Genomic DNA, 13,480 nt, shown 5'->3' with positions numbered 1-13,480 from the left:
CCGCACGCCTCCCGCACTCACACCCTCGTCCGGCGCCGCGGGGGTCCCACCGGACCCGGGCGGCTCGACTCGTCTACGGTGTCAGCGCCAGCTGGGCAGCCACAGTTGATGCTGCCACGTCTCCGGGGTGATCGGGACGGCCGTGAGGATCGGCCACAACCAGATGAAGTTGGCGACCACGAGCCCCACATAGAGGCAGACGGCGAGCAGGCCGGTGGTGCGGCGCTCGAACGACGCCCGCGCGCTTCCGAGGACGTCGCCCAGCACGAGCGCGATTCCCATCACCATGAACGGTGCGAGCGCCACCGCGTAGAAGTAGTACATCTGGCGGTCCAGGGTGGTCAGCCACGGCAGGAACGCGGCGCCGTAGCCGGTGAGGACGGTGGCGTACCGCCAGTCCTTCCGCACCACGGACCGCCACAGAGCCCACCCGAGCATCGGCAGTGCCAGCCACCACATGGCGGGCGTCCCGATGAGCATGACGGCCTTGACGCAACTCGACGCCCCGCAGCCGGTGACGTGATCGCCCTCGGCGAAGTAGTACAGCATCGGGCGCAGACCCATCGGCCACGTCCACGGTTTCGACTCCCACGGATGGTGATTGCCCGCCGAGTTGGTGAGGCCCGCGTGGAACTGGAGGACGTTGCCGCTGTAATACCACAGCGACCGCAGCGCTGCCGGCACGAACGACCACGGGCCGCCCGTTCCGATCTCGTTGCCCACGGCATGCCGGTCCACACCGGTCTCGCTGGCGAACCACGCCCAGTAGCTGGCGAGGTACACGAACAGCGGAACGACGACGAGCGCGTACAGCGCGGGACCGACATCGCGGACGCCGGCGCCGAACCACGGGCGGCGAACCCCGTAGGCGCGCCGGGCAGCCACATCGAAGGCGACGCTGAGCAACCCGAAGAACACGATGAAGTAGACGCCCGACCATTTGGTGCCGCACGCCAGGCCCAGCATGATCCCGGCGCCGAACCGCCACCAGCGCACACCGAGCCGCGGACCCCACTCGCTGTCGCCGATCCGGCCCTCGGCGTACACCCGGGCCATCCGCTCGCGGACCTGGTCGCGGTCCACGATCAGGCAGCCGAGCGCGGCCACCGCGAACAGCGCCAGGAAGATGTCGAGCATGCCGAGCCGGGACGAGACGAATGTCACCCCGTCCGCGACCAGCAGGATCCCGGCGAGACCGCCGAGCAGGGTGGACCGCGTGAGCCGTCGGACGATCCGGATCACCAGCAGAACCATGATCGTGCCCGCCACCGCCGACGCGAACCGCCAGCCCCAGCCGTTGTAGCCGAAGATCGCCTCGCCCATCGCGATCAGCTGTTTCCCGATCGGCGGATGCACCACCAGCCCGTATCCGGGATTGTCCTCGAGCCAGCCGCCGGTGAGCACCTGCCAGCCCTGCGGCGCGTAGTGCTTCTCGTCGAACACGGGAGTGCCCGCGTCGGTCGGGTACCCGAGCATCGTGAACCGGGTGATCGCCGCGATCGCCGTGACGAACAGGGTCACCACCCAGCCGCGGGCGCGGTCGACGGGACCGAAGTCGGGAGGCGGCACGAGCGGCGCCGGTCCGACCATGGACGGCTGTCGTGCGGAGGGCGTCGGTCGCTCGTCCGTCAGCATCGTCACGCCGCAATCGTAGGCTGTGGGTCATGACTGGTCGCCTAGTGCTCGCCGCAACACCGATGGGGGACGTGGGTGACGCCTCGCCGAGGCTGCGTACGGCGCTCGGGACGGCCGACGTCGTCGCCGCCGAGGACACCCGCCGCACCAAGGCCCTCGCCTCTGCGCTCGACGTGACGATCACCGGCAAGGTCGTGAGCTTCTACGACCAGGTCGAGACGGCCCGGCTGCCCGCACTCGTCGCCGACGTCGCGTCCGGCAAGACCGTTCTCCTCGTCACCGACGCCGGCATGCCGTCGGTCAGCGACCCCGGGTACCGGCTGGTGTCGGCGTGCGTGGCCGAGGATCTGGCGGTGACGTGCCTGCCCGGACCGTCGGCGGTGACGACGGCGCTCGCGTTGTCCGGGCTGCCCGTCGAACGGTTCTGCTTCGACGGTTTCCCGCCCCGCAAGCAGGGTCAGCGCAAGACGTGGTTGCAGGCCCTGGTCACCGAGCAACGCGCCTGCGTGTTCTTCGAAGCCCCGCACCGGCTCGCCGACTGCCTGGCGGACGCCGCCGACGTGCTCGGCGGCACCCGCCGCGCCGCCGTCTGCCGCGAGCTGACCAAGACGTACGAGGAGGTCCGCCGCGGCACCCTCGCCGAACTCGCCGAGTGGGCCGCCGAGGGCGTCCGCGGTGAGATCACCGTCGTGGTGGAGGGTGCCACCCTCGTCGCATCCGACCCCGCCGACCTCGTCGACGAGGTGGAGCGACTGGTCGCCGACGGCACCCGGCTCAAGGACGCGTGCGCGCTCGTCGCCACCACCGGCGTGTCGAAGCGGGAACTCTACGAGACGGTGCTGGCGGCCCGGAAGGACTAGGCGTCCGGCGGGCACTACCGCCGGAGGGCACGCTCCCCGGCCGCCAGCGACGCGTCGTCGGCGGCCGCCTGCCCGGCGTACCAGCCGTTGGCGTCGACGGCCCGGCCACGTGCCTTCTTGGTCCGCGGAAACAGGCGGTCGAATTCGGCGTCGACGGCCTCGGACTTGGTGGCCAGGATCGGCAGCAGATCCGCGACGGGAATCGACGCCTCGTCGGCGGCGTCGGCCGTGGCCCGGCTGTCGGCGTCACGCAACCGCTGGCCGATGCGGCTGGCGAAGCCCGCCAGGAAACCCTTCCGGAACGACGTGGTGCGCGAACCGCTGCGACTGTCGGCATCTGCGAATTGCATTGCGCGCGTAGCCTGCACCAGCAGCGAGGTGAAGAGCATGTCGACCTGCTGGAGGTCGAGGGGGGTGCCGACCACGGTCGCGATGGCGAGGGAGCTGAACCACACGGTGCGCACCCGGTTGGAGTCGCCGATCTCGGTGAGAAGGTGCACCTTCTCCTTGACGTACGGGTTTTCCAGGTGGATGCGGCGACTGTGCACCGCGGTGTTGCCCACCCCGTTCTGGGTGTGGAGGAGGGCCGCGTTGATCGCGTAGCGCGTCATCAACTCCTGCGCCTTCGCGGTGAAGATCTCCGCCTCCTCCGCGAAGTCGGTGGCCTCGGCCTTCGCGAGGAGTCCGCGAATCCTGTTGAGCACCTTCGCGTCGGCCTCCGCCTCGCCCGGCATCGCCGCGGACGGGTCGGCGACCCGGACGATCGGCCACGTCGACGGCGGGGGAGTGAGCACCGTCCAGCCGGGCAGATTCGTCCACGCCAGCGACAGGTCGGTGAGCTGGTAGACGGAGTGGTACGGGTCTTCGAACAGCAGCCCGGCGGCCAGCGCCCGAACGTCGGGACCGTCGACCGGAACCCGCGCCGCCAGGTGGGACGCGCCCGGGTACTGCTCGCCGATGGTGCGCAGTTGCTCCACCCAGTCCCGCGGCGCCCGGTGCGCGGCCCGCGTGCGCTCCGCCTCGTGCAGCACCACGGCCGCCGCCAGTGCCGCGTCGGCCGGCTCCTTCGATCTCCGCGCCAGATGCACGACGTCGGCGGGCTGCCACCCACGCTCGTACGCGGCCGACAACTCACCCATCAGGGTGTGGACTGCCGCGGCGGCCTGGGGACTCACTTCGTCGTCGAACACGCGCGCTCCGTTCCCGAATCCACCGTGATGAGATCGAATGTATGTTCTATTCGGCGTCATGCGGAGAGTGTGCACGCAGGGTCCGACAAGATGTGGACCCCGCGTGGATCAGTCCTCCACGTACCGCGGGAACACGCCCGACGGTGCGGGCAGCGGGGTGCCCGCCACGATGCGCGCCGGAAGGTCGCTGAACTGCCGCGCGTCGCTCCTCTGGCCCAGCAGGTCCAGGATCTTCTCCGCGGCGTCCGGCATCACCGGCTGCACGAGAACGCCCACGATCCGGACCACCTCGAGCGTCACGTACAGCACGGTCGCCATCCGCTCCGGGTCCGTCTTCCGCAGCACCCAGGGCTCCTGCTTGGAGAAGTACCGGTTGGTCTCGCCGAGAACCGACCAGATCGCCTCCAGTGCGAGATGCAGTGCCTGGACGTCGTACTCGGCGCGCACCCGCTCCAGCAGCGCGTCGGCCTGCGCGAGCATCGCCGTGTCGTCCTCGGTCAGCTCGCCGGGCGTCGGAACCTGCGCGTCGCAGTTCTTCGCGACCATCGACAGTGAACGCTGGGCGAGGTTGCCGAGCTCGTTCGCCAGGTCGGCGTTGATCCGGGTAACGATGGCCTCGTGGCTGTAGCTGCCGTCCTGGCCGTAGGAGATCTCGCGGAGCAGGAAGAAGCGCACGGCGTCGAGACCGTACTGCGCCACCATGGCGACCGGGTCGACGACGTTGCCGACCGACTTCGACATCTTCTCGCCCTTGTTGTAGAGGAACCCGTGCACGAAGACCCGCTTCGGCAACTCGATTCCCGCCGACATCAGGAACGCCGGCCAGTACACGGTGTGGAACCGGGTGATGTCCTTGCCGATGATGTGCAGACTCGCCGGCCAGAACTTGCCGAACTGCTCGGAGTCCGTGGCCGGGTACCCGGCACCGGTCAGATAGTTGGTGAGCGCGTCCACCCACACGTACATGACGTGTTCGGGATGATCGGGAACCGGAACGCCCCAGTCGAACGTCGTCCGAGAGATCGACAGATCCTTCAGGCCGCCCTTGACGAAGCTGACGATCTCGTTGCGCCGCGTCGCGGGCGCGATGAAGTCGGGGTACTCGTCGTAGAGAGCCAGCAGCTTGTCCTGGTACTCGGACAGCTTGAAGAAGTACGTGGACTCCTCCGTCCACTCGACCGGGGTGCCCGTCTCAGTGGACAGGCGCGAACCGTCCTCCTGCAGCGTGGTCTCGGCCTCGGTGTAGAACGCCTCGTCGCGGACCGAGTACCAGCCCGAGTACGTGTCGAGGTAGATGTCGCCGTTGTCGAGCATCTTCTGCCAGATCGCCTTGCTGGCCTCTTCGTGGTCGGCATCCGTCGTGCGGATGAACCGGTCGAAGGAGATGTTCAGCGTCTTGTCCATCGCCTCGAACACATCCGAGTTCCGCGCGGCGAGCTCGCGGACGTCGATGCCCTCCTTGGCCGCGGTCTGCTGCATCTTCAGACCGTGCTCGTCGGTTCCCGTCATGAAGAAGACGTCGAACCCGTCCAGGCGCTTGAACCGTGCGAGGGCGTCGGAGGAGATGTACTCGTAGGCGTGGCCGATGTGCGGCACGCCGTTCGGGTACGCGATCGCCGTCGTCAGATAGAAAGGTGGCCGCGAGGCGGTGGAATCAGCAGCATTCATGGTGCGACCACTCTATCTGCGCGCCGCCGTTTCGGGACGCGCAGATTCGGGATCTAGCCCGGGCCGGCGCCGTCCTCGCCGGTGACGGTGCGCGACTCGTACGCTGCGCGGGCCGACTTGTCCGTGGACCGCACCTGGTCGGGAACCATCCGCCGGACCGCGAAGTCGCGGGCGAACTGGGGAAACACGGTGACCAGCCGGACCAGCGGTCCGACGTACCACGGGATGGTCACTTCGAACCGGGGCCGCCGGATGACCGCGACCACCGCCTTCGCGACGTCGGCCGGCGACAGCAGTTTCGCTGCGCCCGTCGCCGTCCCGGCCGCGAGTTCGGTGTCCACGACCCCGGGCATGATCACCGAGATCTGCACACCCGACCCGCGCAGTTCCTCGCGGACCCCGGTCAGGTAGCCGAGAACCCCGTGCTTGGTGGCGGCGTACGTAGACTCGCCGGGCGGTGCGACCTTCGACGCCGCCGACGCCACCGTGACGATCTGGCCGCGGCCCCGCTCACGCATCGCCGGGGCTGCCAGGCGCACTCCCCGGATGACCCCGTGCAGGTTCACCGCCAGCTGCCGGTCCGTCGCGGACTCGGGTTCCTCGTCGAAGCTCCCGACCCACATGACGCCCGCATTGTTGACGAGCACGTCGAGCGCGCCCCAGTGATCCTCGACGGCCGCGAGGAAGGCCGTGAACGACCCGGTGTCGGTGACATCCAGTTCGAGGCCCTCCACCGTCCCGCCCGCCCGGCCGAGTTCGTCCGCCGTGCGCCGGGCCGCGGCGCCGGCGACGTCGCCGATCGCGACCCGCGCGCCTGCGACCGCCAGCTGTCGGGCGATTTCCTTCCCGATTCCCCTCGCACCGCCGGTCACCGCGATCACGCGGCCGTTCATCGAGCTCGAAGTCATGGACACGGCTCCCTCCCCGTCGGGTGAAAAGTACCGCATGTGACACGTGCGGCGGCGGCGTCGACAATGTCCGCATGAGCAAAGACCGTCCCGCCCCGGAAGCCCCTACGCCGCTGTTCCCGCTCGTCGACTCGCACACCCACCTCGACGCGTGCGGGGCGTCGGACGCGGCGAGTGTCACGGCGATCGTCGACCGGGCGGCCGCGGTCGGGGTGGAGCGGGTGGTCACGGTGGCCGACGACCTGGCGGCCGCGCAGTTCGCCGTCGACGCCGCGCACTGGGATCCCCGCGTCTATGCGGCCGTCGCGATCCACCCGACCCGGGCGAACGTGCTCGACGACGCGACCAGGGCGGAGATCGAGCGGCTCGCCGGTGATCCCCGGGTGGTCGCGGTGGGGGAGACGGGACTCGACTTCTACTGGCCCGGGAAACTCGACGGCTGCGCCACCGTCGTCGAGCAGACCGAGGGCTTCCGCTGGCACATCGACCTCGCGAAGCGGCTCGGCAAGACGCTGATGATCCACAACCGGGAGGCCGACCAGGCGCTGCTGCAGGTGCTGCGGGAGGAGGGGGCGCCGGAGACGGTGATCTTCCACTGCTTCTCCTCGGACGCCGAGATGGCGCGCGAATGTATCGACGCCGGTTACGTCCTCAGCTTCTCCGGCACCGTCAGCTTCACGAACGCGAAGGCGCTGCGGGAGGCGGCGCCGCTGGTGCCGTCGGATCAGCTGATCGTCGAGACGGATGCGCCGTTCCTCACCCCGCACCCGTTCCGAGGCGCTCCCAACGAGCCGTACTGCCTGCCCTACACGGTCCGGGCGCTCGCGGAGATCCGCGGCGAGGACCCGGACGACCTGGCGAAGGCGTCCACCGCGACCGCCGAGCGCGTGTACGGCCTCCGGCCCGTGAGTGGGTAGCGAGTCCCTGGACTCGTCGGGCGCGCACGGGGCCGCAGGCCTTAAGTTGAAGTTTCAACTTAGAGAACTTAGGATCGTTGCCTGTTCAACCAATGGTCGTCCCGGTCGCGCGGGGACACCTCGATGAAAGGCGCATCCATGAACAACCCCGCAGTCCGAAGCCTGGGCATCCTCGTCGCCCGCGTGGGCATCGGCGTGATCTTCCTGGCTCACGGCTGGCAGAAGGCGTTCACCAACGGCCACGCCGGCCAGACCGCCGGCTTCGAGGCCATGGGAGTTCCGCTCCCCGGCGTCTCGGCGTTCGTCGTGACCTGGCTCGAGGTCATCGGCGGCCTCGCGCTCATCGTCGGCGCGGCAGTCCCGGTCTTCGGCGTCCTGCTGTTCCTCGACATGGTCGGCGCATTCTTCATCGCGCACATCGACAAGGGCATCTTCGCGAGCGAGGGCGGCTATGAACTGGTGCTGGCGCTCGGCGTCGGATCGCTGCTGCTCGCCGTCGTCGGATCGGGCCGCTTCGGTGTCGATGGACTGCTCGGCGACAAGCTGCCGTGGGCCGCGAAGGAACCCGCCACCGTCTGACCCCCAGGTGAGTGGCGAAGTGTGCCCCGGCACGCTTCGCCACTCACGTGTCAGAGGACCTTGTTCAGGAAGTCCTGGGTGCGGGACTGCTGCGGGTCGCCGAAGATCTGCTCCGGAGTTCCCTCCTCCACCACGTACCCGTCGGCCATGAAGATCACCCGGTCGGACACCTCGCGGGCGAAGCCCATCTCGTGCGTGACCACGACCATCGTCATGCCGCCCTTCGCGAGGTCGCGCAGAACCTGCAGCACCTCGCCCACCATCTCGGGGTCCAGCGCGCTGGTGGCCTCGTCGAACAACATGATGTCCGGGCTCATCGCCAGGGCCCGTGCGATCGCGACGCGCTGCTTCTGCCCACCCGACAGATTCGCCGGCTTCGCGTCCGCCTTCTCCGCCAGCCCGACCTGCTCGAGCAACCGCACGGCCGTCGCCCTCGCCTCCTCCTTGGAGGCCCGCTTGGTCTGCACGGGTGCGAGCATCACGTTCTCGATGGCCGTCATGTGCGGGAACAGGTTGAAGTGCTGGAACACCATCCCGATGTGCTGGCGCACCCGGTCGATGTCGATCTTGGGGTTGCTCACGTCGAAGCCGTCGACGACGACGTTGCCGCCGGTGATGTCCTCGAGCCGGTTGAGGCAGCGCAGGAACGTGCTCTTGCCGGACCCGGAGGGCCCGATCACGCACACCACCTCGCCGCTCGCGATGTCGACGTCGATGCCCTTGAGCACCTCGTTGTCGCCGAACGACTTCTTCAGGCCCTTCACCCGGATCTTCGGGTCGGCGGCCTCGGCCTTGTTCTCCGTCGCCGGTGTCTCGGTCACTTGTTGATCCTCTTCTCGAGCCGGTTCGACAGCTTCGTCAGCGCCATGATGATGATGAAATACATCGCGCCGATGATCAGCCACATGTTGAAGGACTGGAAGTTGCGGGCGATGATGATCCGCCCCGTCTGAGTGAGCTCGGCGAGCCCGATCACGGACAGGATCGACGTGTCCTTCAGTGTGATCACGAACTGGTTGATGTACGACGGGATCATCGTCCGCACGGCCTGCGGCATCACGACCTTCTGCATCGACTTCAGGTAGCTGATGCCGAGACTCCGGGACGCTTCCATCTGACCCTTGTCGACGGACAGGATGCCGCCGCGCACGATCTCGGCCATGTAGGCGCCTGCGTTGAGGCTCAGCGTGATGATGCCCGCGGTGAACGCCGACATCTGGAAGTCCAGTGCCGCCGGGATGCCGAAGTAGATGAAGAAGGCCTGCACCAGCAGTGGGGTGCCGCGGAACACGTCCACGTACGTGGTGCCGATGCCGCGCAGGACGATGTTGGTCGACACCCGGAACAGGCCGAAGATCGCGCCGAGCACGAGCGCGATGGCGATCGAGACCACGGTCAGCACGATCGTCAGCCACAGCCCCTCGAGCAGCAGCGGGTAGGTGCTCTTGATCAGGCCGAGGATCGAATTGTCGTCGTCGGAGGCGTCGGCGTTGAGGTAGGTGTCGAGGATCTCGTCGTACTCGCCGCTCGCCTTCACGTTGGCGAGACCGGTGTTGAACTCCTGGAGGAGCTGCGCGTTCTGGCCCTTCGCGACGGCGAACCCGTAGCTGGCGCCGGGGACCTTGTCGGTGACGGTCTTGAACCCGTTGCCCTGCTTGATGCCGTACGCGAGGACGGGGTAATCCTCGAACACGGCCACCGAGTTACCCGTGCGGACCTCGTCGAACATGCTCGACGAGTCGGCGAAGTATTTGGTGGTGAAACCGTACTGGTCCTTGATGGACTCCGCGTACGTGGCGCCCTCGGTGCCGTTCTTGACGGCGACGGACTTGCCGCGCAGGTCTTCGTACGACGTGATCGAGTCGTCGGACTCGAGCACGCCCATCTGCACACCCGATTCGAAGTACGGGTCGGAGAAGTCGAACGTCGCCTTGCGGGCGTCGGTGATCGACATGCCGGCGATCATGCCGTTGGCCTGGCCGCCCGTGACCGCCTGCAGTGCGGCGTCGAATCCGACGGCGTTGACCCGGTAGGTGAATCCCTGGTCCTCGGCGATGGCGGCGAGAAGGTCCATATCGATGCCGACGAGCTTGCCGCTCTCGTCCTGGAACTCGAACGGGGCGAACGTGATGTCGGTGGCGATGGTGTAGTCGTTGCCCGGAGCGGGCTGCTGCGCGCCGGCGACACCGGGCGCGACGAGCGTGACGAGCAGCGTCAGCGCGGCGATCACCGCGGGCACTCTCGGACGTCTGACGAGTCTCAGAAGTCGATCGGATCTGCTGCGCACGGAACCCCAGCTTTCTTGTCGGTAATGCCCGGTCGCTTCCGGGCTTCTTGGTGCATGTCGCAAGATACTGCGTTTCGAGGGTGGTCCGGACCAGAAGCGATTGATCACGGCAAAGCGAAAACTGTCCCCGATCTCAACCTTTTCGTGATCTAGGACGCAGGTCGTAGCGGCAAAGTTGCCAGACCATCGCCGATTCGTTACCGTACCGTGATCAAACGTCCGCCAGCCTTGGGATCTCACGTGTCGCCTTTCGCCAGAATCAACACCGCCAAATCGCCCCTTCTCTATGTCGTCGTCGCGGCACTGCTCGCGACGCTCGTCGTGGGCGGAGCGTTGGCAGTGGCGCGGCACAAGACCGTCACGCTCGACGTCGACGGCGAGACCATGTCGCTCGGCACGATGGCGTCCGACGTCAGCGGTGCGCTCGACGACGCCGGATACACCGTCAGCGAGCGTGACGCAGTCGCTCCCGCGGCCGACGCATCGCTCTCCGACGGCGACACCGTCGTGTTGCGGCGGGCCCGCGAGATCGACCTCACCGTCGACGGTCAGCCCAAGACGGTGTGGACCACCGCGCTCACCGTCGACGACGCGCTGAAGCAGTTCGAACTCGCCGACGACGTCCACGTCTCGGCATCCCGCTCCGAGCGCCTGCCGCTCGAGGGCACGTCGCTCGAGGTCGTCAACGCCAAGCTCGTCAAGGTCGCCGACGGCGGCGCACCGCTCACCGACGTCCGCCTCGCCGCCCCCACCGTCGGCGAACTCCTCGCCGCCAACGGCGCCCCGCTCGAGCAGGCCGACACCGTCGTCCCGCCCGCCGACGCCCCCGTCGTCGAAGGCGCCGAGATCCACGTGACCCGCGACCGCACCGAGACCCGCACCGAGACGCTGCCCATCGCGCCTCCCGAGAACCGCGTCGACGATCCCGCGCTCGACAAGGGCAAGACCGTCGTCGAGAACTCCGGCGTTCCCGGCGAGCGCACCGTCACCGCCTCCGTGAAGACGGTCAACGGTGTGGAGGCCGGACGCCAGGAGCTCAGCTCGCAGGTGCTCCGCGAGCCCGCACCCGCGCTCGTCAAGGTCGGTGTGAAGGAACTCGCCATCTCCAACGCCGCCACCTGGGACTCGATCGCGCACTGCGAGGCCACCGGCAACTGGGCCATCAACACCGGCAACGGATTCTTCGGCGGACTGCAATTCACCCAGAGCACCTGGGAGGCGTTCGGCGGAACCCAGTACGCCGCCCGCGCCGACCTCGCGTCCCGCGAACAGCAGATCTCCGTCGCCGAGAAGGTCCAGGCGGCACAGGGCTGGGGCGCCTGGCCCGCCTGCACCAGCAAGCTCGGACTCCGCTGACGATCGGAAGTAAAGGAACACGATGTCGCCCTTCGCGAAGATCAACTCGGCTCGCTCGCCGCTGCTCTACACCGTGGTGGCCCTGCTTCTCGCCACGCTGATCGCCGGCGGAGTGATGGCCGTGGTCCGGCACAAGAACGTCACCCTCGACGTGGACGGCGAGACGATCTCGCTGAGCACGATGACCACGAGCGTCGACGCGGCTCTGGCCGACGCCGGGTACTCGGTCAGCGACCGCGACGTCGTCGCACCCGACCGTGACGCGTCGCTGTCCGACGGCGACACCGTGGTGTTGCGCCGCGCGCGTGAGGTGTCGCTGACGGTCGACGGTCAGCCCAAGACGGTGTGGACCACCGCGCTCACCGTCGAGGACGCGCTGAAGCAGTTCGAACTCGGCGACGACGTGCACGTGTCCGCGTCCCGTTCGCAGCGACTCCCGCTCGACGGCGCCGCGCTCGACGTGCTCAACCCGCTCGTCGTCAAGCTCACCGACGGTGCGCTGCCGGTCACCGACGTGCGCATGGCCGCGCCCACGGTCGGGGATTTCCTGGCCGCACACGGCGCGCCGCTCGAGCAGGCCGACACCGTCGTCCCGGCGGCGGACACTCCGCTGACCGAGGGCATGAACGTGACGGTCACCCGCGACCGCACCGAGACGAAGGTCGAGACGCTGCCGCTGGCTCCCGAGGAGCAGCGCGTCGAGGACCCGACGATGAACATGAGCCGCACCGTGGTCGAGAGCCCGGGACTGCCCGGCGTCCAGGACGTGACGTTCGCGGTCAACACCGTCAACGGCGAGGAAGTCGGACGCAACCAGGTGTCGGCGACGGTCACCACTCCCGCTCAGCCGAAGGTGATCCGCGTCGGCGCGAAGCCGGGCACCGAGGTGCCGCCCGTCGAGAACGGTTCGGTCTGGGACGCTCTCGCGCAGTGCGAGGCCACCGGCAACTGGGCCATCAACACGGGCAACGGATTCTTCGGCGGCGTCCAGTTCGACCAGAACACGTGGGAGCGTCAGGGCGGCCTCAAGTACGCACCGCGTGCCGACCTCGCCACCCGTGAGGAGCAGATCGCGGTCGCGTCGAAGACGCAGAAGACGCAGGGCTGGGGAGCGTGGCCGACGTGCTCGGGCAGGCTCGGCGTGCGTTAAAGTTCGCCTGGTGTCCGAAGCCGAAGTACCCCCCGCCGCTCGAGGTCAGGCCGCACTGCTCGGCCCCGCCGAGGTGCGGGCACTCGCCGAGGAGTTCGGCGTGCGCCCCACCAAGCAGTTGGGGCAGAACTTCGTGCACGACGCCAACACGGTCCGGCGCATCGTCGCGACCGCCGGCGTGGGGCGTGACGACACCGTCCTCGAGGTCGGCCCCGGGCTCGGTTCGCTGACGTTGGCGCTGCTCGACGTCGTCGACAAGGTGATCGCCGTCGAGATCGACCCCAACCTCGCGGCGCGACTCCCGGTCACCGTCGCCGACCGCGCCCCCGAACTCGCGGACCGGCTGACCGTGGTCGGCGCGGATGCGATGCGGGTGAAGCCTTCCGAGATTCCCGGCGCACCCACCGCTCTCGTCGCGAACCTGCCCTACAACGTGGCGGTGCCCGTGCTGCTGCACCTGTTCTCCGAACTGCCCAGTCTGCGAACCGCTCTGGTGATGGTGCAGGCCGAGGTGGCGGACCGCCTGGCGGCGTCCCCGGGCAGCAAGATCTACGGCGTGCCCAGTGTGAAGGCCAATTTCTTCGGCGCCGTTCGCCGTGCCGGCGCGGTCGGGCGTGCGGTGTTCTGGCCCGTCCCGAAGGTCGAGTCGGGTCTCGTCCGCATCGACCGGTACGCCGAACCGCCGTGGCCCGTCGACGACGAGCACCGTCGCCGCGTGTTCGCGGTCATCGATGCGGCTTTCGCTCAGCGCCGCAAGACTTTACGGGCCGCACTCGGCGGATGGGCGGGTTCGCCCGTGGAGGCGGAGCGGCGTCTGCGTGAGGCCGGGATCGAACCGTCCACCCGCGGCGAGACCCTCGACGCCGCGGCCTTCGTGCGTCTTGCCGCCACCCACCCGTGAGTACTTGTTAACCGCGGGCGGTTAACAAG

At 68.5% G+C, this 13,480-nt stretch carries 12 protein-coding genes; 6 read left to right on the top strand and 6 right to left on the bottom strand.

The annotated features are described in order from the left end of the window. Positions 1-81: 81 nt before the first annotated feature. The gene (locus tag ACFTZB_RS33745) at positions 82-1,590 is read right to left on the bottom strand and encodes a dolichyl-phosphate-mannose--protein mannosyltransferase (protein WP_378438377.1); all 1,509 of its coding nucleotides are present in this window, start codon (positions 1,588-1,590) and stop codon (positions 82-84) included. A 74-nt stretch (positions 1,591-1,664) separates the two neighbouring features. Between ACFTZB_RS33745 and rsmI the strand changes: the two genes are divergently transcribed. Next, a complete protein-coding gene (gene rsmI / locus ACFTZB_RS33740; protein ID WP_378438375.1) occupies positions 1,665-2,495 on the top strand; it encodes a 16S rRNA (cytidine(1402)-2'-O)-methyltransferase in 831 nt (276 codons plus the stop codon). Between the two features lie 14 nt (positions 2,496-2,509). On the opposite strand, the gene ACFTZB_RS33735 is transcribed toward rsmI, so the two are convergent. The 3 genes from ACFTZB_RS33735 to ACFTZB_RS33725 all read right to left on the bottom strand — a co-directional run bounded on the left by ACFTZB_RS33735 (position 2,510) and on the right by ACFTZB_RS33725 (position 6,261). Continuing rightward, the gene (locus ACFTZB_RS33735) at positions 2,510-3,685 is read right to left on the bottom strand and encodes a DUF2786 domain-containing protein (RefSeq protein ID WP_378438373.1); all 1,176 of its coding nucleotides are present in this window, start codon (positions 3,683-3,685) and stop codon (positions 2,510-2,512) included. Between the two features lie 108 nt (positions 3,686-3,793). After that, the gene (metG, locus tag ACFTZB_RS33730; protein WP_378438371.1) at positions 3,794-5,353 is read right to left on the bottom strand and encodes a methionine--tRNA ligase; all 1,560 of its coding nucleotides are present in this window, start codon (positions 5,351-5,353) and stop codon (positions 3,794-3,796) included. A gap of 53 nt (positions 5,354-5,406) precedes the next feature. Beyond that, positions 5,407-6,261, bottom strand: coding sequence for an SDR family oxidoreductase (locus tag ACFTZB_RS33725; RefSeq protein WP_378438369.1), 855 nt, complete (start codon positions 6,259-6,261; stop codon positions 5,407-5,409). A gap of 74 nt (positions 6,262-6,335) precedes the next feature. Here ACFTZB_RS33725 and ACFTZB_RS33720 point away from each other — a divergent pair, with 74 nt between their 5' ends. Together ACFTZB_RS33720 and ACFTZB_RS33715 are read left to right on the top strand one after the other, a co-directional pair. Beyond that, the gene (locus tag ACFTZB_RS33720; RefSeq protein ID WP_378438367.1) at positions 6,336-7,178 is read left to right on the top strand and encodes a TatD family hydrolase; all 843 of its coding nucleotides are present in this window, start codon (positions 6,336-6,338) and stop codon (positions 7,176-7,178) included. Positions 7,179-7,316: 138 nt separating this feature from the next. After that, complete coding sequence (locus ACFTZB_RS33715; protein ID WP_378438365.1) at positions 7,317-7,757, top strand: DoxX family protein; 441 nt, start codon at positions 7,317-7,319, stop codon at positions 7,755-7,757. A 50-nt stretch (positions 7,758-7,807) separates the two neighbouring features. On the opposite strand, the gene ACFTZB_RS33710 is transcribed toward ACFTZB_RS33715, so the two are convergent. After that, entirely contained in the window at positions 7,808-8,578 is a 771-nt protein-coding gene (locus tag ACFTZB_RS33710) for an amino acid ABC transporter ATP-binding protein (protein WP_378438363.1), read from the bottom strand. Next, complete coding sequence (locus ACFTZB_RS33705; protein WP_378438361.1) at positions 8,575-10,044, bottom strand: amino acid ABC transporter substrate-binding protein/permease; 1,470 nt, start codon at positions 10,042-10,044, stop codon at positions 8,575-8,577. The genes ACFTZB_RS33710 and ACFTZB_RS33705 overlap by 4 nt, the downstream gene beginning before the upstream one ends. Positions 10,045-10,284: 240 nt before the next feature. Between ACFTZB_RS33705 and ACFTZB_RS33700 the strand changes: the two genes are divergently transcribed. Genes ACFTZB_RS33700 through rsmA form a run of 3 tightly spaced genes read left to right on the top strand, consistent with a single transcriptional unit; the run spans position 10,285 to position 13,451 of the window. Beyond that, the gene (locus tag ACFTZB_RS33700) at positions 10,285-11,400 is read left to right on the top strand and encodes a transglycosylase family protein (RefSeq protein ID WP_378438359.1); all 1,116 of its coding nucleotides are present in this window, start codon (positions 10,285-10,287) and stop codon (positions 11,398-11,400) included. Positions 11,401-11,422: 22 nt separating this feature from the next. Beyond that, positions 11,423-12,550 carry a transglycosylase family protein gene (locus ACFTZB_RS33695; protein ID WP_378438357.1) on the top strand — a complete coding sequence of 376 codons (1,128 nt, stop codon included), beginning with the start codon at positions 11,423-11,425 and terminating at the stop codon, positions 12,548-12,550. A 10-nt stretch (positions 12,551-12,560) separates the two neighbouring features. After that, positions 12,561-13,451 carry a 16S rRNA (adenine(1518)-N(6)/adenine(1519)-N(6))-dimethyltransferase RsmA gene (gene rsmA / locus ACFTZB_RS33690; RefSeq protein WP_378438355.1) on the top strand — a complete coding sequence of 297 codons (891 nt, stop codon included), beginning with the start codon at positions 12,561-12,563 and terminating at the stop codon, positions 13,449-13,451. Positions 13,452-13,480: the final 29 nt, after the last annotated feature.

Source organism: Rhodococcus sp. NPDC057014, from assembly GCF_042673295.1.
GTDB lineage: Bacteria > Actinomycetota > Actinomycetes > Mycobacteriales > Mycobacteriaceae > Rhodococcus_F.
Note: the sequence above shows the minus strand (reverse complement) of the source record. Positions and strands in the feature narration are given on the sequence as shown.